General features: G+C 60.8%; 17 protein-coding genes. 12 read left to right on the plus strand and 5 right to left on the minus strand.

All coding sequences use genetic code 11. The annotated features are described in order from the left end of the window. The first annotated feature begins 156 nt into the window (after positions 1–156). The 4 genes from A7J50_RS27570 to A7J50_RS27585 are packed head-to-tail and all read left to right on the plus strand — an operon-like array spanning position 157 to position 4671. Positions 157–1512, plus strand: a complete 1356-nt coding sequence (locus tag A7J50_RS27570; RefSeq protein ID WP_064454561.1) for a M16 family metallopeptidase — start codon at positions 157–159, stop codon at positions 1510–1512. Then, positions 1505–2995, plus strand: a complete 1491-nt coding sequence (locus A7J50_RS27575; protein WP_064454562.1) for a M16 family metallopeptidase — start codon at positions 1505–1507, stop codon at positions 2993–2995. Before A7J50_RS27570 ends, A7J50_RS27575 begins: the two co-directional genes overlap by 8 nt. Continuing rightward, positions 2995–3612, plus strand: a complete 618-nt coding sequence (rsmD, locus tag A7J50_RS27580; protein ID WP_064454563.1) for a 16S rRNA (guanine(966)-N(2))-methyltransferase RsmD — start codon at positions 2995–2997, stop codon at positions 3610–3612. The genes A7J50_RS27575 and rsmD overlap by 1 nt, the downstream gene beginning before the upstream one ends. 60 nt (positions 3613–3672) lie before the next feature. After that, positions 3673–4671: a hydrolase gene (locus A7J50_RS27585; RefSeq protein ID WP_064454564.1), complete on the plus strand. Its 999-nt coding sequence runs from the start codon at positions 3673–3675 to the stop codon at positions 4669–4671. Between the two features lie 115 nt (positions 4672–4786). Here the strand turns inward: A7J50_RS27585 and A7J50_RS27590 are convergent, their stop codons facing one another. Together A7J50_RS27590 and A7J50_RS27595 are read right to left on the minus strand one after the other, a co-directional pair. After that, positions 4787–5641 carry a sulfurtransferase gene (locus A7J50_RS27590; RefSeq protein WP_064454565.1) on the minus strand — a complete coding sequence of 285 codons (855 nt, stop codon included), beginning with the start codon at positions 5639–5641 and terminating at the stop codon, positions 4787–4789. A gap of 33 nt (positions 5642–5674) precedes the next feature. Then, the gene (locus A7J50_RS27595) at positions 5675–6346 is read right to left on the minus strand and encodes a TetR/AcrR family transcriptional regulator (RefSeq protein WP_064454566.1); all 672 of its coding nucleotides are present in this window, start codon (positions 6344–6346) and stop codon (positions 5675–5677) included. A gap of 146 nt (positions 6347–6492) precedes the next feature. Between A7J50_RS27595 and A7J50_RS27600 the strand changes: the two genes are divergently transcribed. The 5 genes from A7J50_RS27600 (at position 6493) to A7J50_RS27620 (ending at position 11268) form a co-directional block, all read left to right on the plus strand. Next, positions 6493–7920, plus strand: coding sequence for a coniferyl aldehyde dehydrogenase (locus A7J50_RS27600; protein ID WP_064454567.1), 1428 nt, complete (start codon positions 6493–6495; stop codon positions 7918–7920). A 27-nt stretch (positions 7921–7947) separates the two neighbouring features. Then, on the plus strand, positions 7948–8493 hold the full coding sequence (locus tag A7J50_RS27605; RefSeq protein WP_053258498.1) for a hypothetical protein: 546 nt from the start codon (positions 7948–7950) through the stop codon (positions 8491–8493). A 162-nt stretch (positions 8494–8655) separates the two neighbouring features. Next, the gene (locus A7J50_RS27610; protein WP_064454568.1) at positions 8656–10251 is read left to right on the plus strand and encodes a GMC family oxidoreductase; all 1596 of its coding nucleotides are present in this window, start codon (positions 8656–8658) and stop codon (positions 10249–10251) included. A 114-nt stretch (positions 10252–10365) separates the two neighbouring features. Next, the gene (gene coaD / locus A7J50_RS27615) at positions 10366–10845 is read left to right on the plus strand and encodes a pantetheine-phosphate adenylyltransferase (protein WP_003176711.1); all 480 of its coding nucleotides are present in this window, start codon (positions 10366–10368) and stop codon (positions 10843–10845) included. 171 nt (positions 10846–11016) lie between these two features. Further along, entirely contained in the window at positions 11017–11268 is a 252-nt protein-coding gene (locus A7J50_RS27620; protein WP_003195146.1) for a YfhL family 4Fe-4S dicluster ferredoxin, read from the plus strand. 122 nt (positions 11269–11390) lie between these two features. On the opposite strand, the gene mutM is transcribed toward A7J50_RS27620, so the two are convergent. Together mutM and A7J50_RS27630 are read right to left on the minus strand one after the other, a co-directional pair. Then, positions 11391–12203: a bifunctional DNA-formamidopyrimidine glycosylase/DNA-(apurinic or apyrimidinic site) lyase gene (gene mutM / locus A7J50_RS27625; RefSeq protein ID WP_064454569.1), complete on the minus strand. Its 813-nt coding sequence runs from the start codon at positions 12201–12203 to the stop codon at positions 11391–11393. Between the two features lie 21 nt (positions 12204–12224). Then, on the minus strand, positions 12225–13037 hold the full coding sequence (locus tag A7J50_RS27630) for an HDOD domain-containing protein (protein ID WP_208604480.1): 813 nt from the start codon (positions 13035–13037) through the stop codon (positions 12225–12227). A gap of 296 nt (positions 13038–13333) precedes the next feature. On the opposite strand from A7J50_RS27630, the gene A7J50_RS27635 reads away from it, so the two are divergent. From A7J50_RS27635 to ilvD, 3 genes are all read left to right on the plus strand, one after another. Beyond that, positions 13334–14530 (plus strand): class I SAM-dependent rRNA methyltransferase, encoded by a 1197-nt coding sequence (locus A7J50_RS27635; protein ID WP_064454571.1) that lies wholly within the window; start codon positions 13334–13336, stop codon positions 14528–14530. A 242-nt stretch (positions 14531–14772) separates the two neighbouring features. Further along, positions 14773–15972 (plus strand): MFS transporter, encoded by a 1200-nt coding sequence (locus A7J50_RS27640; RefSeq protein ID WP_064454572.1) that lies wholly within the window; start codon positions 14773–14775, stop codon positions 15970–15972. A 250-nt stretch (positions 15973–16222) separates the two neighbouring features. Further along, positions 16223–18064: a dihydroxy-acid dehydratase gene (gene ilvD / locus A7J50_RS27645; RefSeq protein ID WP_064454573.1), complete on the plus strand. Its 1842-nt coding sequence runs from the start codon at positions 16223–16225 to the stop codon at positions 18062–18064. A 521-nt stretch (positions 18065–18585) separates the two neighbouring features. Here ilvD and A7J50_RS27650 read toward each other — a convergent pair. Next, positions 18586–19644: a hypothetical protein gene (locus A7J50_RS27650; protein ID WP_064454574.1), complete on the minus strand. Its 1059-nt coding sequence runs from the start codon at positions 19642–19644 to the stop codon at positions 18586–18588. Positions 19645–19793: the final 149 nt, after the last annotated feature.

A 19793-nucleotide genomic window follows, 5' to 3' on the forward strand; every position in this document is an offset into this window, starting at 1 on the left:
GTCGGGGAAACCCACCATCTATTCCAACATTCCTACGACTGGATCCGGGACAAGATGACCGCCGCAGTGGCCGTGTCCAAATCGGATCAGTATCCTAGCACCTCCTCGCCCGCCGACGCTAAGACCAAGCGGGCAACCCAACAGGTTTAAAAACGAATGAATGCTCTAGCCCGCCGCGCCGCTGGCCTGCTGCTCGGCACAGTTTGTCTGCCCCTTTCAGCCTTGGCTGCCGACCCACAACCCACCCATGAATTCACCCTGGATAACGGCCTTAAAGTGGTCGTGCGCGAAGATCATCGTGCACCGGTGGTGGTTTCCCAGGTCTGGTACAAGGTGGGTTCGAGCTATGAAACACCGGGCCAGACCGGTTTGTCCCACGCCCTGGAACACATGATGTTCAAGGGCAGTGCCAAGGTCGGGCCAGGCGAAGCCTCGTTGATCCTGCGCGACCTGGGCGCCGAAGAAAACGCCTTCACCAGCGACGACTACACCGCCTACTACCAGGTACTGGCCCGTGATCGCCTGGGCGTCGCCTTCGAACTGGAAGCCGACCGCATGGCCAGCCTGCGCCTGCCGGCCGATGAGTTCAGCCGCGAGATCGAGGTCATCAAGGAAGAGCGCCGCCTGCGCACCGACGACAACCCAATGTCCAAGGCCTACGAGCGCTTCAAGGCCATGGCCTACCCGGCCAGCGGCTATCACACGCCGACCATCGGCTGGATGGCCGACCTTGAACGCATGAAAGTCGAAGAGCTGCGCCACTGGTACCAGTCCTGGTACGTGCCGAACAACGCCACGCTGGTGGTGGTCGGCGACGTGACCCCGGACGAGGTGAAAAACCTGGCCCAGCGCTACTTCGGCCCGATCCCCAAACGTGATGTGCCACCCACCAAGATCCCGCTGGAGCTCGCCGAACCCGGCGAGCGCTTGCTGACCATGCACGTGCAGACCCAGTTGCCGAGCGTAATCCTCGGTTTCAACGTACCGGGCCTGGCCACCGCCGAAGACAAACGCTCGGTACAAGCCCTGCGCCTGCTCTCGGCCCTGTTGGATGGCGGCTACAGCGCGCGCATCTCGGAGCAACTGGAGCGCGGTGAAGAGTTGGTGTCCGCCGCTTCCACCAGCTACGACGCCTACACCCGTGGCGACAGCCTGTTCACCCTGACGGCCACTCCGAACCAGCAGAAGAAAAAGACCATTGCCCAAGCCGAAGCCGGCCTGTGGCGCCTGCTGGACGAATTGAAAGCCAAACCGCCGACCGCTGAAGAGCTGGAGCGTATCCGCGCTCAGGTGATTGCCGGCGTGGTTTACCAACGTGATTCCATTACCAGCCAGGCCACGGCCATCGGCTCCCTGGAAACCGTCGGCCTGTCCTGGAAGCTCATGGACACCGAACTGGCCGACCTGCAAAGCGTGACGCCGGAAGATATCCAGAAGGCCGCACGTACCTATTTCACCCGCGAGCGTTTGAGCGTCGCCCATGTTTTGCCTGAGGAGACCGCTCATGAGTGATCGCAAAAGCAGCCGGCTGATCTTTCCTGGCCTGGTCGTCGTCACACTGATTGCAGCCAGTGCCGTGTACTTCCTGCGCCCGAGCGAGTCCGTAGCCAGCCAGGCATTGGACAAGGCTCAATCGGCCAACAAACTGCAATCCCTCGCAGAGCTGGACGGCAAGGCGCCGACTAATCGCAAGCTTGACGTGCAAACCTGGACCACCGCCGAGGGCGCCAAGGTGCTGTTCGTCGAAGCGCATGAACTGCCGATGTTCGACATGCGCATCCTGTTCGCCGCCGGCAGCAGCCAGGATGGCAACAGTCCCGGTGTGGCGCTGCTGACCAACGCCATGCTTAACGAAGGCGTGCCGGGCAAGGATGTCAGCCAGATTGCCAGCGGTTTTGAAGGCCTGGGCGCCGACTTCGGCAATGGCGCCTATCGCGACATGGCGCTGGTGTCCCTGCGCAGCCTGAGCGACAGCGACAAGCGCGATGCGGCCCTGGCACTGTTTGACGACGTGATCGGCAAGCCGACCTTCCCGGCCGATTCCCTGGCCCGGATCAAGAACCAGATCCTCGCCGGTTTTGAGTACCAGAAGCAAAACCCTGCCAAGCTGGCCAGCCTTGAACTGTTCAAGCGCGTGTACGGCGACCACCCTTACGCGCACCCGAGCGAAGGCACGCCCGATAGCATCCCGAAAATTACCCTCGCGCAGTTACAGGCGTTCCACGCCAAGGCTTACGCGGCGGGCAACGCGGTCATTGCCGTGGTCGGCGACTTGACCCGCGCCGAGGCCGAAGCCATGACCGCAAAGGTCTCCGCATCACTGCCTAAAGGCCCGGCCCTGGCGAAGATCGCCCAGCCAACCGAGCCGAAGGCTGGTCTGAGCCATATCGAGTTCCCGTCCAAGCAGACGCACCTGTTGTTCGCACAACTGGGCATCGACCGCGCCGACCCGGATTACGCCGCCTTGTCCCTGGGCAACCAGATCCTCGGCGGCGGAGGCTTCGGCACTCGTCTGATGAGCGAAGTGCGCGAAAAGCGCGGCCTGACCTACGGCGTGTACTCCGGCTTCTCGCCGATGCAGGTGCGCGGCCCGTTCATGATCAACCTGCAGACCCGCGCCGAAATGAGCGGCGGCACCTTGCGCCTGGTTGAAGACGTGCTGGCCGACTACCTCAAGACCGGCCCGACGCAGAAAGAACTGGATGACGCCAAGCGCGAGCTGGCCGGCAGCTTCCCGCTGTCCACCGCGAGCAACGCCGATATCGTCGGGCAGCTGGGCGCCATGGGTTTCTACAACCTGCCGCTGAGCTATCTGGAAGATTTCATGAAACAATCACAGGCCCTGACCGTAGAACAGGTCAAGGCTGCCATGAATAAACACTTGAGCGCCGACAAGATGGTCATCGTGACCGCCGGCCCGACGATTGCGCAAAAGCCACTACCGCCCCCCACTGATAAACCTGCCGAGCAGCCGCTCGGGGTTCCGGAGCATTAATGGCCAGTTCATCTCGCCCAAAAAAACCCGTCCACAACGTCCATAACGGTGTGGGCCAACTGCGCATCATTGGTGGCGAATGGGGCAGCCGCAAGCTGAGCTTCCCCGACGTCGTCGGCCTGCGCCCAACGCCGGATCGCGTACGTGAAACCCTGTTCAACTGGCTCGCGCCGTACATCGGCGGGGCCAAGGTACTGGACCCGTTTGCCGGCAGCGGCGCGCTGTTCCTCGAAGCACTGTCCCGTGGCGCGGCCCAGGGCCAGGCGCTGGATGCCAGCAATGTGGCTGTCTCCAGCCTCAAGGAACACCTGGGCACCCTGCGCTGCACCACCGGCCAGGTTCAGACCGCCGACGCGCTGCGCTACCTGGAAACCCAGCCGGCCACCGAGTACGACGTGGTGTTCCTCGACCCGCCGTTCAACCAGAACCTGCTGCCGACCGTGTGTGCGTTGCTGGAAGAGCGCCAATGGCTGGCACCGGACGCGTGGGTCTACACTGAGAGCGAGACTGCACCGTCTACCCTCGGCCTGCCGGGCGCCTGGCGCCTGCACCGGGAACAGAAATCCGGTCGGGTGTATTACGCGTTGTGGCACCGCTTGGTGGAAAGCGCCGCCTGATTTATGGCGAGCGGGCTTGCCACGCTCGCCACAACAAGCTCGCTCGCTACAGAGATATCCATGACCCCTTCCGTCGACCTGTTCAAACCCGCCTTCGGCCTCGGCAACCCACACCTGCAAACGCTTTGGGGCCCATTGTGGCGCCCTGCCACCCATATCGAACGCCAGCGCGAGCGCCTATGGCTGGACGACGGCGACTTTCTCGACCTCGACTGGCATGGCCCCCATGACGCGCAAGCGCCATTAGTGCTGGTGTTGCATGGGCTGACGGGCTCGTCCAATTCGCCCTACGTGGCTGGCCTGCAAAAAGCCCTCGCCACCCAAGGCTGGGCCAGCGCAGCCTTGAACTGGCGTGGGTGCTCGGGTGAACCCAACCTCTTGGCGCGCAGCTATCACTCGGGCGCCAGCGAAGACCTGGCGGCCGCGATTGCCCATCTGCGCACCAAGCGGCCGTTGGCTCCGCTGTACGCGGTGGGTTATTCGCTGGGGGGCAATGTGCTGCTCAAGCACCTGGGAGAAACCGGCGAAGCTTCCGGGCTGCAAGGCGCGGCGGCGGTGTCGGTGCCGTTTCGGCTGGATCAATGTGCAGATCGCATCGGGTTGGGCTTTTCGCGGGTTTATCAGAAGCATTTCATGCGCGAGATGCTGGCGTATATCCGCCTCAAGCAGAGCCGGTTTCTACAGGATGGCCGGGCTGACGGGCTGAAAACCCTGGAAGCGCTTGGCTCCCTGGAGAAGATGCGCACGTTCTGGGACTTCGATGGCCGGGTGACTGCGCCGCTGCACGGGTTCCTCAGTGCAGAGGACTATTACCGCCGCGCGTCGAGCCGTTACTACTTGGGCGAAATCCGTACCCCGACCCTGATCATCCAGGCTGCCGACGACCCCTTCGTGTTCGCACACAGCTTGCCTGAAGCCAGCGAACTGTCGGATTGCACCGAGTTCGAGTTGCTGGCCAAGGGTGGGCATGTGGGGTTTGTCGACGGTTCGCTGAAGCGCCCCAGCTACTACCTGGAGCGCCGCATTCCCCAATGGTTGCTGGAGAAACACGGTAAATAATGTGGGAGCTGGCTTGCCTGCGATAAGGCCGTGTCAGCTGGCCGATTACTGACTGACACACCGCAATCGCAGGCGAGCCAGCTCCCACACTTAATCGGGCTTTCAAACTGGATATTTAGTCGCCAGTCGCAATCTTCCGCGCCGGATCAGTAATCCACTCACTCCACGACCCTGCATACAACTTGCCCAGCGGATAACCCGCCAAACTCAGGGCGAACAGGTTGTGGCACGCCGTCACACCCGAACCGCAATACGCCACCAGCTCATCCGGCGAACGCCCTTGCAACTGCGCGGCGAAGCGCTGCTTGAGCTGCTCAGCCGGCAGGAAACGGCCATCACTGCCCAGGTTTTCGTTGAATGCCACACATTGCGCGCCGGGAATGTGCCCGGCGATCGGGTCGATCGGCTCCACGTCGCCACGAAAACGCGCTTGGGCGCGGGCGTCGATCAAGGTCATGCCCGGTTCGCCCAGGCGCTTTTGCAGATGCTCCGCGTCCAACAGCAGGTGATTATCCGGCGTACCGGCGAATGTTCCCGGCTCAACCACCGGCGCATCCAGGCTCAGCGGGAAACCTGCCGCATGCCAGGCCTTGAGGCCACCGTCCAGAATAAACACGCCATCACGCTTGCCCAGCCAGGCCAGCAGCCACCAGGCGCGGGCGGCATAGGCGCCGGGGCCGTCGTCATACAGCACGATGTCGGTGTCGGCGTTGATGCCCCAGGCTCGCAGTTGCACAACCAACGTATCTGCAGCCGGTAACGGATGACGACCGGTCACGCCTTTGGTCACCGGCCCGCTGAGATGGCGTTCGAGATCGGCATATTGCGCGCCTTCGATATGCCCTTCGGCGTAGCTGCAAAGCCCGTAGTCCGGGTCTTCCAGGGCAAAGCGGCAATCCAGTATCACCAGCCCGCCGCGCTGTTGGCGCTCGGCCAATTGCTGGGGGCTGATCAGTTGGGCAAGCGGCATGACGGACTCCTGTGAATAGATTGGGGAAAGGCCCTACTTCACTTCTTCCAGTGCCTGATTCAACGGCACGTAAAACTCTTTGAACAAGGCATCCACTGCTTCTTTCGCCTCGGCGGTGACAAACCCCGCCTCCAGCACCAGCACCTGGTACACACCGCGCTTGATCGCTTCGGCGCTCAAGTGAGCGGAGTTTTCATTGGTGGTGCACAGAAAGCGCACCCAGGAGGTGAGGATGATCCAGGCATTAAGGGTCAGCGCTTCGGTTTGCACGGGGTCCATATTGAGGATGCCAGCATCGACAAACCCCTGATAGATGGCGTTGCCCTGGATCAGGCAGCGCTGGGAAAACCGCCGGTAGCCGGTGGCAAGTTCCGGGTCGCTTTCCAGCAGGTGTTCAAGGTCACGGTGCAGGAAACGGTAGCGCCACATGCCGGCCAGCACGGCCTGCAGGTAGAAGCGTTTGTCTTCGACGGTAACGGCGCGGCCTTGGGGCGGGCGCAGAAAACTGTCTACCAGGGCTTCGTATTCACGAAACAGCACGGCGATGATCGCCTGCTTATTGGGGAAGTGGTAGTACAGGTTGCCCGGGGAAATTTCCATGTGAGCGGCGATATGGTTGGTGCTGACACTGCGTTCACCCTGCTGGTTAAAAAGCTCCAGGCTGGTTTGCACAATGCGCTCGCTGGTCTTTACTCGTGGTGCCATAGGGGATCAGCTTCTGAACACGTGATGAAGCATCTTACGGCCTATCCTGCTCGGGATAAATCCGCATGTTGCTGCAATGTTATTTGACATTTTAGAGTAATGACTCTAATAAATGATGCATTCCAATGACAATCGGAAACTGCGCCATGTCTGCCAACGTTGCCTACCTGCAAGACGCCCAGGCGCTGGATCAACTCCAGGGCTTGTTCGACGCCCAACGTCTCGCCTATGCGGCCAACCCGATGCCGCCCGCCGAGCAACGCCAGCAATGGCTCAAGGCATTGCGCGACTTGCTCAGCGACGAACGCCAGGCGCTGATCGACGCGATCAGCCAGGACTTCAGCCACCGTAGCGCCGACGAAACCCTGTTCGCCGAACTGATGCCGAGCCTGCATGGCATTCACTACGCCAGCCAACACCTCAAAGGCTGGATGAAACCTTCCCGTCGCGCTGTGGGCATTGCCTTCCAACCCGCGTCAGCCAAAGTCATCTACCAGCCGCTCGGTGTGGTCGGGGTAATCGTGCCCTGGAACTACCCACTGTATTTGGCCATTGGCCCGCTGGTCGGCGCTTTGTCGGCAGGTAACCGGGTGATGCTCAAACTCAGCGAGTCCACACCCACCACGGGCGCGCTGCTCAAGACACTGTTGGCGAAAATATTCCCCGAGGACCTGGTGTGCGTGGTGCTGGGCGAGGCCGAAGTGGGTATGGCGTTTTCCAAACTGCGCTTCGATCACTTGTTATTCACCGGCGCCACCAGCATCGGCAAGCACGTAATGCGCGCGGCGGCCGAGCACCTCACGCCGGTCACGCTGGAGCTGGGCGGCAAGTCGCCCGCCATTGTCTCCGCCGACGTGCCACTCAAGGACGCCGCCGAGCGCATCGCCTTCGGCAAATGCCTGAACGCCGGGCAAACCTGTGTGGCGCCGGACTATGTGCTGGTGCCGGAAGACCGAGTGGAGGGCTTTGTCGAGGCTTACTCCAAGGCAGTCCGTGGGTTTTATCCAACCCTGGCCGACAACCCGGACTACACCGCCATCATTAACGAGCGGCAACAGGCCCGGCTCAATGCCTACATCAAAGACGCCACCGACAAAGGCGCCACCCTGATTCCACTTTACGAGCAAGGCCAGGCTCGGCGCATGGCCCATAGCCTGTTGCTGAATGTCAGCGATGACATGACCGTGATGCAGGACGAAATCTTCGGTCCGGTGCTGCCGATCGTGCCTTATCGCGGCATCGACCAGGCGTTTGCCTACATCAACCAGCGCCCTCGCCCGTTGGCCCTGTATTACTTCGGCTACAACAAGGGCGAGCAGAACCGCGTGCTCCACGAGACCCACTCCGGCGGCGTGTGCCTGAATGACACCCTGCTGCACGTGGCTCAGGACGACATGCCTTTTGGCGGCATCGGCCCGTCGGGTATGGGCCACTACCACGGTCATGAAGGGTTCCTCACGTTCAGCAAGGCCAAGGGTGTGCTGGTCAAGCAGCGCCTGAACGCGGCGAAGTTGATCTACCCGCCCTACGGCAAGTCGATCCAGAAATTGATTCAGAAGCTGTTTATCCGTTGATAACACACCCTCGGGATAACAATAACAATGAACCCTAGCCTGACTGATTCACCCGCGCTGTCGCGGCGCGGCGTCTTGAAAATCGGCCTGTGCGCCAGCGCGTTCCTGGCCACCGCCGGGCTCGGCGCCAGCCTCAGTGGCTGCTCCAGCAGCACCCCGGCCAGCGGCTTTGCCATGCTGCGCAGCAGTGATTTGCCGTTCCTGCGCGCGGTCATCCCGGTGCTGCTCGAAGGCGCCGCCAGCGCCCAGGACGTAGTCGCCGGGATCGAAGACACCCTGAAAAAACTCGACTACAGCCTGCAGCACTTATCGCCGGAGATGTTCAAGCTCACCCAGCAACTGTTCGACGTACTGGGTATGGGTATCACCCGCGGCCCGTTGACCGGGATCTGGGGCAGTTGGGAAAACGCCAGCAGCGAGCAGATTCGCAACTTCCTGCACCGCTGGGAAAACAGCTACCTCAACCTGCTGCGCATGGGCCAGGGTTCACTGCTCAAGCTGGTGATCATGGCGTGGTACTTCCGCCCGCAATCCTGGGCCCATTGCGGCTACCCCGGCCCGCCGAAGATCTAACCCTGATAACCCGATCAGAAAATGTGGGAGCGGGCTTGCTCGCGAAAGCGGTGGGTCAGTCAATAAATTCTTAACGGAGACACCGTATTCGCGAGCAAGCCAGCGCCCACATTGACCGCAACTTCGTAGCGTTTAACTCATAAAAACAAGAGTGCACTTCATATGCCCGTACCCGATCTGTTCCGCGACGGCCTGGCCCGTGGCTGGAAAACCCACAATGGCGCCGCCTTAGGCAACGACCTGACCCTGGAAGCCGATGTGGCGATTATCGGCAGCGGCGCCGGTGGCGGCACTACCGCCGAGATCCTCAGCGCAGCCGGCTACAAGGTGTTGCTGATCGAAGAAGGCCCGCTCAAAACCAGCAGCGATTTCAAACTGCTGGAAGACGAGGCCTACGCCAGCCTGTACCAGGAGGGCATCGGCCGCATGAGCAAAGACGGCGCGATCACCATCCTGCAGGGCCGGGCCGTGGGCGGCACCACGCTGATCAACTGGACGTCGAGCTTTCGCACGCCCGATGCCACCCTCGCCCACTGGGCCAGCGAATACGCGGTAAAAGGCCACAGCAGCGCCGAGATGGCGCCGTGGTTCGAGAAGATGGAGCAGCGCCTGGGTATCGCGCCGTGGGCCATACCACCGAATGCCAACAACGATGTGATTCGCAAAGGCTGCGAAAAACTCGGTTACAGCTGGCACGTGATTCCGCGCAACGTGCGCGGCTGCTTCAACCTGGGGTATTGCGGCATGGGCTGCCCGGTCAACGCCAAGCAGTCGATGCTGGTCACCACCATTCCGTCCACCCTGGAAAAAGGCGGTGAGCTGCTCTACCTGGCCCGCGCCGAACGCCTCAACTACAGCGGCGACACGATCAGCAGCCTGGAATGCGTCGCCATGGATGAACGCTGCGTGGCCCCCACCGGGCGCAAGATCACGGTCAAGGCCAAGCATTACGTCCTGTCCGGCGGTGGCATCAACAGCCCGGCACTGCTGATGCGTTCGGACGCACCCGACCCGCATTCGCGGCTGGGCAAGCGCACTTTTCTGCACTTGGTGAACTTCTCCGCCGGGCTGTTCGACGAGGTCATCAACCCGTTCTACGGTGCGCCGCAGTCGATCTATTCCGACCACTTCCAATGGCTGGACGGCACTACCGGCAAAATGTCCTACAAGCTGGAGGCTCCGCCCTTACATCCGGGCTTGGCCAGCACCCTGTTCGGCGGCTACGGCACACAGAACGCCTTGGACATGAGCCAACTGCCCCATACCCACGCCATGCTCGCGCTGCTGCGTGACGGCTTTCATCCCGACAGCCCGGGCGGCACCGTGGAATTGCGCAGTGACGGCACGCCGGTGCTCGATTATCAGGTGTCGGATTACGCCTGGGACGGCCTGCGCCGGGCGTTCCATACCATGGCCGAGATTCAGTTCGCAGCGGGCGCCAAGTCAGTCAAGCCGTTGCACCACGATGCACGCTACGTGAACACCTTGGCCGAGGCGCGCAGCCTGATTGACGGCCTGAGCCTGGAATTGCACCGCACAACACTGGGCAGCGCCCACGTAATGGGCGGTTGCGCCATGGGTGAAGACCCGAAAAACGCGGTGGCCGACAGCCTCGGCCGGCATCACCAATTGCGCAACCTGTCGATCCACGACGGCTCTTTATTCCCCACCAGCATTGGGGCTAACCCGCAATTGTCGGTGTACGGATTGACGGCGCAACTGGCGACAGCATTGGCCGAACGTCTGAAAACGGCATGAAAAAACACGGTATTCGTGCTGTCTATAGTGCTTTCTTCTGCATAAGTTGACTTGGCCGACCGGGACGGCTGCGATACCATCCGGTTCCCCAACGGACTCCGCCAGGACGACGCGATGAACCGAGTGTTGTACCCAGGTACCTTCGACCCGATTACCAAAGGCCATGGCGATCTGGTCGAACGCGCCTCTCGCTTGTTCGACCATGTGATCATCGCGGTCGCCGCCAGCCCCAAGAAAAACCCGCTGTTTCCCCTGGAACAGCGCGTGGAATTGGCACGCGAGGTCACCAAGCACTTGCCTAACGTGGAAGTGGTGGGCTTTTCGACGCTGCTGGCGCACTTCGCCAAAGAGCAGAACGCCAATGTGTTCCTGCGTGGCCTGCGTGCAGTGTCGGACTTCGAATACGAATTCCAGCTGGCCAACATGAACCGTCAACTGGCGCCCGACGTGGAAAGCCTGTTCCTCACGCCGTCGGAGCGTTATTCGTTCATTTCCTCCACATTGGTCCGTGAAATCGCTGCTTTGGGCGGGGATATCACCAAGTTCGTGCACCCGGCCGTGGCAGATGCGCTGACCCTGCGTTTCAAGAAGTAATTTCTGAGGCGTGGGCTTGTTGTGGCGAGCGGGCTTGCCACAATAAGCCAGCTCACCCCCACAAGCACATAAGCCACAGGTCATGTGCGCTCGCACTGTGGGCGCCAATGCGGCACAATTGCGCGCATTCGTTTTCAGATGCCCTGGCTGACAGCCCTGGCAGGAGTTTCCATGTCCCTGATCATCACCGACGATTGCATCAACTGCGACGTCTGCGAACCCGAGTGCCCGAACGCTGCGATTTCCCAGGGCGAAGAGATCTACGTGATCGACCCCAACCTGTGCACCCAGTGTGTCGGCCACTACGACGAGCCTCAGTGCCAGCAAGTGTGCCCGGTGGATTGCATTCCGCTGGATGAAGCCCATCCGGAGACTGAAGAGCAGTTGATGGAGAAGTACCGGAAGATTACCGGTAAGGCCTAAGCCTTTGTGGCGCCCATCAGGGCCTCATCGCAGGCAAGCCAGCTCCCACATTTAGACGTGTGAATACATTCAAGTGTGGGAGCGGGCTTGCTCGCGAAGGCGGCATCAGCCATCACACAGAGTCAGCTCTGGCACTTAGGGCAAAACACACTCGCCCGCTGCCCCAACACCACATTGCGCAACTCCGTCCCGCAGACCTTGCACGCCTCGCCTCCCCGGCCGTAGACAAACAGTTCCTGCTGGAAATACCCCGGCTGCCCGTCACCCCCAATAAAGTCGCGCAGCGTGGTACCGCCCCGTTCAATGGCGGCCGCCAGCACGCGCTTTATCTCAATCGCCAGCTTCAAATAGCGCCCGCGTGAGATACCGCCCGCGGCCCGACGCGGGTCAATCCCCGCCGCAAACAACGCTTCCGTCGCATAAATATTGCCCACCCCCACCACCACTGCGTTGTCCATGATGAACGGCTTCACCGCCATCGAACGCCCACGGGACAGCTGGAACAGGCGCTCGCCATCAAACAGGTCGGTCAACGGCTCGGGCCCCAGGCGCATCAGCAACTCGTGGTTGTGCGGGTCGTGGCTCCAGAGCATCGCGCCGAAACGCCTGGGGTCGGTGTAACGCAGGGCCAGGCCGGATTCGAGTTCGATGTCCACATGCTCATGTTTGAGTGCCGGCGAACCGACTTCCACCATGCGCAGGTTGCCCGACATGCCCAAGTGGCTGATCAAGGTGCCCACTTCGGCATTGATCAACAGGTACTTGGCCCGCCGCTCCACCAATACGATGCGCTGCCCTGAGAGACGCACATCAAGGTCTTCCGGGATTGGCCAGCGCAGGCGCCGCTCACGCACCACCACGCGACTGACCCGCTGGCCTTCCAGGTGGGGCGCAATTCCGCGCCGGGTGGTTTCGACTTCTGGTAACTCGGGCATGTGTACCTCTTGAAAAAAGGGTCAGTGCGCGCCCAGCTCGCGGATCGACAACTTCATGCTTTCAAAGTCGTAGTCCGACAGGCCCACGTAATCCAGCACCAGGTGGCCGATAGCATTCCACTCATGGTCTACCGACTGGCTGCCCAGCACACGGTAAGACGAGCAGATATGCTCGGCCATTTTCAGGATCGCCAGCAGGTTTTTCAGTTGCGGAGTGCGCGACGACTCATCGCTGAAAATCGCCAGGGCATTGTGGTGGTTGGCGATGGCGTCGGTCACATGCTCCGGCAGGCGCCAGGACTTGGCGGTGTAATAACCGACGACTGCATGGTTGGTGTTGAACGCGTTGTTCTCGGTGTCGACCACCCGGCAGTCGGGGCCGGCGTTGGCGTAGGCCTCTTCCAGCACCGTCATGTAGTTGGGAAAACGCTTGAGCATCAATGGCACACCGCAATCGTGAAACAGGCCCAAGGCATAGGCCTCGTCTACGGTTTGCGAACCGGTGCGTTTGGCCAGGGTCAGGCACGTCATGGCCACATCCTGGGCAGTGTCCCAGAAGCGGTTGAGGGTGACGATGGTGTCGTCGCTCATCTCGCCCTTGATCGACTGCGCATTGATCAGGTTGATGATCGAGCGGCTGCCCAGCAGGTTCACTGCGCGCTGGATCGAGGCGATCTTGTTGCTCAGGCCGTAATAGGGCGAGTTGACGATCTTCAGCAGCGCACCGGACAAGCCTGGGTCTTGGGAGATCAACCGCGCGATCACTTCCAGGTCCGGGTCGGGCATGTACTGCTCCATCTGCAAATCCACCATGATTTGCGGTTGAGGCGGCACGCTGATGCCTTGCAGGGCCTGTTGGATCTGCTCGGCGGAAAGCTCTTGGGACATAAGTACACACTCTGGGCTAGGCGGGGATTCTAACCCTTATGAAGACTTGACCGACACCCAAATGCCGAACTGAAACCGGATCAAATGTGGGAGCGGGCTTGCTCGCGAAAGCGCGGTGTCAGTCACCGAATACAGTGGCTGATCCACCGCTTTCGCGAGCAAGCCCGCTCCCACATGTCCGGCGGCGCCGCGAATTCATGCACAACACGGTATACTCCCGCTCTTTTTTCCGGAGCGACGTCATGTCCCTGCCAAGCCTGCGTCTCAAAGCCAACGCCGATCGTCGTTTGCGCAACGGCCACCTGTGGGTCTACAGCAACGAAATCGACGTGGCCGCCACACCTCTTCATGGCTTCCAGGCAGGCGACCAGGCCATCCTGGAAGCGGCCGGCGGCAAGACCCTGGGCATCGTGGCCATGAGCCCGAACAACCTGATCTGCGCACGCCTGCTGTCGCGCGACATCAAGTTGCCCCTGGACAAGTCGCTGCTGGTGCACCGCATCAACGTCGCCCTGTCGCTGCGTGATCGCCTGTTCGACAAGCCGTTCTACCGCCTGGTCTACGGCGATTCCGACCTGTTGCCAGGCCTGGTAGTCGACCGTTTCGGCGACATCCTGGTGGTGCAGATCGCGTCGGCGACCATGGAAGCCCACAAAGAAGACGTGATCGCTGCGCTCACCCAAGTGCTCAAGCCGAGCGGCATCCTGTTCAAGAACGACTCCGCCGCGCGCGACGCTGAAGGCCTCAACCGCTACGTTGAAACCGTGTTCGGCCTGGTGCCGGAGTGGGTAGCGCTGGAAGAAAACGGCGTGAAGTTCGAAGCCCCGGTCATCCAGGGCCAGAAGACCGGCTGGTTCTACGACCACCGTATGAACCGCGCGCGCCTGGCCCCGTATGCCAAAGGCAAACGCGTGCTGGACCTGTACAGCTACATCGGCGGCTGGGGCGTGCAAGCTGCAGCCTTCGGCGCCAGTGAAGTGTTCTGCGTCGACGCCTCCGCTTTCGCCCTCGACGGTGTTGAGCGCAACGCCGCGCTGAACGGCGTCGCCGAGAAAATGACCTGCATTGAAGGCGACGTCTTCGAAGCCCTCAAAGAGCTGAAAGCCAGCGAAGAACGCTTCGACGTGATCGTCGCCGACCCACCGGCCTTCATCAAACGCAAAAAAGACATGAAAAACGGCGAAGGCGCCTACCGTCGCCTGAACGAGCAAGCCATGCGCCTGCTCAGCAAGGACGGCATCCTGGTCAGCGCATCCTGCTCGATGCACCTGCCGGAAGACGACCTGCAAAACATCCTGCTGACCAGCGCGCGCCACCTGGATCGCAATATCCAGATGCTCGAACGCGGCGGCCAGGGCCCGGATCACCCGGTGCATCCGGCGATTGCAGAGACGCGGTATATCAAGAGCATTACCTACCGGTTGCTGCCTAACAGCTAAGCAATAAGCGCAGATCAAAATGTGGGAGCGGGCTTGCCCGCGATTACGGTGAACCCGTCAATGAATCTGTTGACTGACACTCCGTTATCGCAGGCAAGCCAGCTCCCACATTTTTTTGTGCTGTGTCAGAAACATTGCCGCAGGCCACACAAGTCCATATGGCTTCCCACAAGGTTTTTGATTGAATTCCACATGTCGCAGACTAGTATTGGTTTCTGGTTTTACTCCGGAAAACAAAAACAATGTCTGAGTCCACCTGCTCGCCCCCACTCAGTGGCGACGTAAAACGCCAACAACTGTCCCGCTTCATCCTCATCACCTGCATTTCACTGATCAGCTTCTTTCCGATCAATATTCTCCTGCCCTCATTCCCCGCGCTGGCTACCCGGTTCGACATGCCTACGGCGGACATCGCACTCTCCATCAGCCTGTTCACCCTGGTCTTTTCCATCTCCCAATTGGTCGCGGGCCCGTTGTCGGATAAATGGGGACGCAAGGAAGTCCTGCTCGGCTGCATCACGCTGTCGATCCTGGGTGCGATTGGCTGCGCACTGGCCTCGGACTACCTGACCTTCCTGCTGTTTCGCTCCTTACAGGCGATGGGCTGTGGCTTCTTCGTGCTGGGCCACGCCCTGGTGGAAGACCTGTTCGAGGAACAGGATCGAGCCCGGGTACGCCTCTATTACATGACCCTGAGTGGTTCGTTTGTCGCGCTGTCACCCCTGATAGGCTCCTGGCTGCAAACCACATTCGACTGGCAAGGCAGCTTCTACGGATTCGCGCTGATGGCGCTGGGCATGTTGATCCATGCGTTCTGCATCCTGCCGTCCAAATCCGCCAGCCCCCACCGTGCCCCGGTTTCGATCATCGGCACGCTGAAAGCCGTCGCAAGCAATCGGGACTTCCTGCGTTACTGGTGGATCGCCGCGCTGGTGTTTGCCTGTTATTTCGCGCTGATCAGCGTGACGCCGCTGATTTTCATGGATGCACTGAAACTGTCGGAATACCAGTACGCCCTGGTGCTGATGGTGTACGGCGTGGCCTATCTGCTCGGCGGCGTCGCGGCGTCATATTTGCAAAAGCGCATCCCGCTGTCCCGGCAAATCAACCTCGGCCTCGGCTTGCTGCTTGTCGCTGGTGTGCTGTTGACACTGATCGTCAGCGTTGAGGCGATCACCACCATCACCCTGCTGATTCCGATGCTGATCAGCGCCCTGGCCGTCACCCTGGTTCGGCCTGCCGCGATTTCTGCGGCAATGTTGCTGTTCTCCAGCAATGCAGGCACAGCCGCATCAGCGGGCAACAGCATCATGTTCCTCAGCGCCGCCGTCAGCAGCGCCGCCCTTGCGCAAACCGGCACGCATTTGCTGATGACCATTGCTGTCAGCTTCATCCTTTTCAGCCTGTGGGGTTGGTTGACGAATGCGCGGGTCGGGCGCTAATGCCCCGCCACACGTCCCGTAAGCGCTATCTCCACGCTTACGGCCATTCCCTCCCGCCGCCAGCGGTGTAGAATCGACGTTATTCATCGCCAGTCATCCCCCGGCGGGTTTATGAGCTCGAGGCCCAAGCACGCGGCGATCCCGCGACGCGAGTGGCAACTTTTGGACACGCGGCCATTTTCTGAGTGTTCCAGACGTCAATAGAAGCTCACTCCCCTTTAGTACTTGATTAGCCGCCCGGAGTGCTCCAATGCCTGATTACCGCTCGAAAACATCTACCCACGGCCGCAACATGGCCGGCGCGCGCGCACTGTGGCGTGCCACGGGGATGAAAGATGACGACTTCAAAAAGCCGATCATCGCGATTGCCAACTCGTTCACCCAATTCGTACCCGGCCATGTCCACCTCAAGGACCTGGGCCAGTTGGTCGCCCGCGAGATCGAACGCGCCGGCGGTGTAGCCAAAGAATTCAACACCATCGCCGTGGATGACGGCATCGCCATGGGCCATGACGGCATGCTGTATTCGCTGCCGAGCCGCGAGATCATCGCCGATTCCGTGGAGTACATGGTCAACGCCCACTGCGCCGACGCCATCGTGTGCATCTCCAACTGCGACAAGATCACCCCCGGCATGCTGATGGCCTCCCTGCGCCTGAATATCCCGGTGATTTTCGTGTCCGGCGGCCCGATGGAAGCCGGCAAGACCAAGCTCGCCTCCCACGGCCTCGACCTGGTCGATGCCATGGTCATCGCCGCCGATTCCAGCGCTTCTGACGAGAAGGTCGCGGAATACGAGCGCAGCGCCTGCCCGACCTGCGGTTCGTGCTCCGGCATGTTCACCGCCAACTCGATGAACTGCCTGGTAGAAGCCTTGGGCCTGGCGTTGCCGGGTAACGGCTCTACCCTGGCCACCCACAGCGACCGCGAGCAATTGTTCCTGCAAGCCGGCCGCACCATCGTCGAGCTGTGCAAGCGTTACTACACCGAGAACGATGAGTCGGTGTTGCCGCGCAACATCGCCAACTTCAAGGCGTTCGAAAACGCCATGACCCTGGACATCGCCATGGGCGGTTCCACCAACACCATCCTGCACTTGCTGGCCGCCGCCCAGGAAGCCGAGATCGATTTCGACCTGCGCGACATCGACCGTCTGTCCCGCCACGTGCCGCAACTGTGCAAAGTCGCGCCGAACATCCAGAAGTACCACATGGAAGACGTGCACCGCGCCGGCGGGATCTTCTCGATCCTGGGTTCCCTGGCCCGCGGCGGCCTGCTGCACACCGACCTGCCGACCGTGCACAGCAAATCCCTGGCCGAAGGCATCGCCAAATGGGACATCACCCAGACCACCGACGAAGCCGTGCATCACTTCTTCAAGGCCGGCCCGGCAGGCATCCCGACGCAAACCGCGTTCAGCCAGTCGACCCGTTGGGACACCCTCGACGACGACCGTGAAAACGGCTGCATCCGCAGTGTCGAGCACGCCTACTCCCAAGAAGGCGGCCTGGCCGTACTGTACGGCAACATCGCCCTCGACGGCTGCGTAGTCAAAACCGCTGGCGTGGACGAGTCGATCCACGTGTTCGAAGGCCGCGCCAAGATCTACGAAAGCCAGGACAGCTCGGTACGCGGCATCCTCGCCGACGAAGTCAAAGAAGGTGACATCGTCATCATCCGTTACGAGGGCCCGAAAGGCGGCCCGGGCATGCAAGAGATGCTCTACCCGACGTCGTACCTCAAATCCAAAGGCCTCGGCAAAGCCTGCGCCCTGCTGACCGACGGCCGTTTCTCCGGCGGCACCTCGGGCCTGTCCATCGGCCACGCTTCTCCAGAAGCCGCTGCCGGTGGCGCGATTGGCCTGGTGCAGGATGGCGACAAAGTGCTGATCGACATTCCGAACCGCTCGATCAACCTGTTAATCAGCGATGAAGAACTGGCTGCACGCCGGGTCGAACAGGACAAGAAAGGCTGGAAACCGGTCGAGAAGCGTCCACGTAAAGTGACGACCGCGTTGAAGGCTTATGCCCTGCTGGCTACCAGTGCCGACAAGGGTGCGGTACGTAACAAGGCGATGCTCGACGGCCTGTAAGCCTCGCCCATAAAAATGCCCCGCCAAGTGCGGGGCATTTTTTTGCCTGCAGAAAACCTCCAGAACACTGAAAATCAACTGTGGGAGCTGGCTTGCCTGCGAAAGCGGTGGGCCAGCCGGCTCATGTATGGCCTGACACACCGCCTTCGCGAGCAAGCCCGCTCCCACATTCGACCGCATTCCAATGCTGGAACCCGATCAAGTGTGGTCGACCGCACTCCTATGCTGGAACTCGGTCAAGTGTGGTCGACCGCACTCCTATGCTGGAACTCGGTCAAGTGTGGTCGACCGCACTCCTATGCTGGAACTCGGTCAAGTGTGGGAGCGGGCTTGCTCGCGAAGCAGGCGCCTCGGTCTTACTGAATCTCGTCAGGCTTGACGATCACCCAGTTCTTGTCGGCCGTCACCGGCAGCCCTTCCTTGGCTTGCGCCGCCGCCCGCTCCCACATTCGACCGCATTCCGATGCTGGAACTCGGTCAAGTGTGGGAGCGGGCTTGCTCGCGAAGCAGGCGCCTCGGTCTTACTGAATCTCGTCAGGCTTGACGATCACCCAGTTCTTGTCCGCCGTCACCGGCAGCCCTTCCTTGGCCTGGGCCGCTGCGTGCTTGGCCATCATGCCGTTGAGTTGGGTCATGTACTTGTCTTTGCGGTTGACCCACAGGTGAATGCCGCCTTTGGCCACGTCCACATCGTGGAACAGCATGTAGCCGTCGCTGGTCGGCGTATCACCGCCGACAATCACCGGCTTTTTCCACTCGTCGATGTAGGTCAGGATGGCTGCGTGTTTGCCGGCCATCCAGGTTGCCGGCGTCCACAGATAAGGGGTCAGTTCCAGGCCCAGGTTGGCCTTCTCGTCATATTTGCCGGCAGCGATCTGTTTGCGTGCGGTGGTCAGCTCGCCAGTCTTGCGGTCCTTGAGCAGGGTGCTCACGCCGATGACGTTCTCGGGTTTGACGTTGTAGCCGTACTTCGGATCGGCAGCGACCATGCGCACCAGTTCCTCGGACGCGGCGGTCATCACGTAGACCTCAATGCCATTTTCCATCAGCTTGTTGTAGAGCTCAGCCTGGCCGGTGAAGACTTTTGGTGGCTGCACGTCCATGTTCTTGACCACGTCACCGTCGTAGTACGTGACCGGGACTGGCTTGCCGGAAGCCATCATCTCATCGACGTAGCCTTTGAGTTCCTTAAGGGTGAAGCCGGAGAAGATCTGCGCCACCCACGGGTAGCAGACCATGTCGTCGACTTCACAAAGGCGGTAGTAGTAGCTGAACAGGCTTTCCTTGTGTTCAGCGGTGTCCTTGAACGGGATCAGCTTCAGGGACGGGTCCATGGTGTCGCGGGTGATCAGGCCCTTGTTTTCCAGGTACGGCAGCAAGGACTCTTCAAGATCATAGCGGTAGCTGGTGTTGTCCATGTCGAACACCGCGAAGTTACCCTTGTTGGCATTGGCGGCGATCATCTTGTTCAGTTGCTCGGCGGCGGGCGCCGGCCAGTGCTTCAACTCGGTGGCGGCAAATGCCTGGCCGGCGAGGCCGAAGCAGAAGGCGGCGGCAAGTAGTGTTGGCGCGAGCTTCATAAGCGTTTTCTCCCTGAGTGAAAGACATCGACGCTAACAAATCTGTGTGACAGTTATCGCCCGAGCGCGACCGCTTGCGTCGTGATTGCGCCAAAGGCATACGCCTGAACGTCAAACGCTTATTCCAAAAACGACAGTACACATTCCAT

Source organism: Pseudomonas antarctica, from assembly GCF_001647715.1.
In the GTDB taxonomy this organism is placed as follows: Bacteria; Pseudomonadota; Gammaproteobacteria; order Pseudomonadales; family Pseudomonadaceae; genus Aquipseudomonas; species Aquipseudomonas antarctica_A.